This window comes from Enterobacter sp. BIDMC 29 (assembly GCF_019378755.1).
Lineage (GTDB): Bacteria > Pseudomonadota > Gammaproteobacteria > Enterobacterales > Enterobacteriaceae > Enterobacter > Enterobacter ludwigii.
The window spans coordinates 1,525,266-1,526,489 of the sequence record NZ_CP080000.1; the positions used below are offsets into that span (position 1 = coordinate 1,525,266).

Below are 1,224 nucleotides of genomic sequence, written 5' to 3' on the forward strand. Positions count from 1 at the left end.
CTGATGTACCCGCGCAATACGCTGCACTTTGCCGGTGAAATCCACCACCGCGCTGTTTTCACGGCCAGTGGCTTTCATGTATCGGCTTGTGCGTAGCTTCTGGAACATCGCCCGTTTAACCCGGCCGGTCTTAGCCCTGAGCGGCTGACGCTTTCGCGCCTGATACGGTGAGCCGTCCGGGGCTTTTTGCTGTTTGATGCGTTGCTGTTGCGACTTGCGCAGCTCCTTTGCAATCTCTCCGGCCAGCTTCCAACGTCCTGCCGGTGACAGGGAAGCAAGCAGCCCGGCGAGCTTGTCGTCAAAAGGCTTAAAGTCACTCATCCCACTTACTCACCAGTTCGCCGTTGATGTATAGCTCTTTTGGCCGGGTAACGGGCTCAGGCGGCGGAGGCTCAGGGGCATAGTTCACGTGCAGCGCGCCGTTTTCCTCTTTGATGATGGTGCGCTCGGTGAGCTGCAGGCTGATGCTGATATCAACACTGTCCCCGTCGTTTAAATCCATCTGGAAACGGTAGCCCTTTTTGCGTCCGTCATCGAGCGTGCAGATATCCGGCTGATTCTCACGCAGCCATGCGGCCACCGGCACGAATATCAAATCGGGGTCGCCCACAAAGTCACACACGATCACATTCAGTGTGTAAATCTTTTCGTGTGACAGCGTGGCCGCGAGCCGCGCATCGATATTGCCCTCATCGGCAAAGATACGCATCATTTCGGGGTTTGTTTCCAGTTGCGGAACGGCTTTAATCAGCGCTTCGCGCAGGCTGCGTGCTTTCTTCATCGAGTTTATCCTGACAGTCTTTGACGGTTTCAACCTGCAGCGCGCAGGCGGCGAGCGCGTGCTCAAGCCTGCGAATATCGGCGCTCAGGTCGCCATTAGTGAGCGGTTCGCTTTCCGGCATCGGGCAATAACTCACTTTCGGGCAGGCGCTGTAAACAATGACCGGCGGAGGCGCAACCAGCGCGGGTGTGCAGCCTGCGCACAACATCAGGCAGCTTGTCGCTATACCAACGGCGTAACGTTTCATTCTCATTTATCAGCCTCGTAATGGTTTCTTCACGCCGCACGGCCATCGCACCGGCGGCCAGCAGTTCCCCGCGTAAACTGACCTGCGCGGTTTCATTTCGCCTGGCGATGCGCTGCGACACGGAAAGCTGATTTTTCAGCATTCCGATCACGGTTTTTTGTTCGATGGCGACCTTGTTTGCCCGTTCGAAAGAGCG

The 1,224-nt window shown here is 56.8% G+C and carries 4 protein-coding genes; all 4 read right to left on the bottom strand.

Annotation, left to right across the window (positions count from 1 at the left end):
• Positions 1 to 321, bottom strand: a 321-nt coding sequence (locus JTA15_RS06815; RefSeq protein WP_219373027.1) for a phage virion morphogenesis protein, incomplete at its 3' end; no start/stop codon positions are given.
• The gene (locus JTA15_RS06820) at positions 314 to 781 is read right to left on the bottom strand and encodes a phage tail protein (protein ID WP_219373028.1); all 468 of its coding nucleotides are present in this window, start codon (positions 779 to 781) and stop codon (positions 314 to 316) included. The genes JTA15_RS06815 and JTA15_RS06820, both read right to left, overlap by 8 nt.
• The gene (lysC, locus tag JTA15_RS21690; protein WP_255580163.1) at positions 744 to 989 is read right to left on the bottom strand and encodes an Rz1-like lysis system protein LysC; all 246 of its coding nucleotides are present in this window, start codon (positions 987 to 989) and stop codon (positions 744 to 746) included. The genes JTA15_RS06820 and lysC overlap by 38 nt, the downstream gene beginning before the upstream one ends.
• Positions 877 to 1,224: Rz-like lysis system protein LysB (gene lysB / locus JTA15_RS06830; RefSeq protein ID WP_219373029.1), on the bottom strand; the 348-nt coding region annotated here is incomplete at its 5' end. The genes lysC and lysB, both read right to left, overlap by 113 nt.

What these genes read in the sequence shown, in the direction of transcription:
- JTA15_RS06820 (WP_219373028.1), bottom strand. Translation starts at nt 781, where the DNA reads ATGAAGAAAGCACGCAGCCTGCGCGAAGCGCTGATTAAAGCCGTTCCG.
- lysC (WP_255580163.1), bottom strand. Translation starts at nt 989, where the DNA reads ATGTTGTGCGCAGGCTGCACACCCGCGCTGGTTGCGCCTCCGCCGGTC.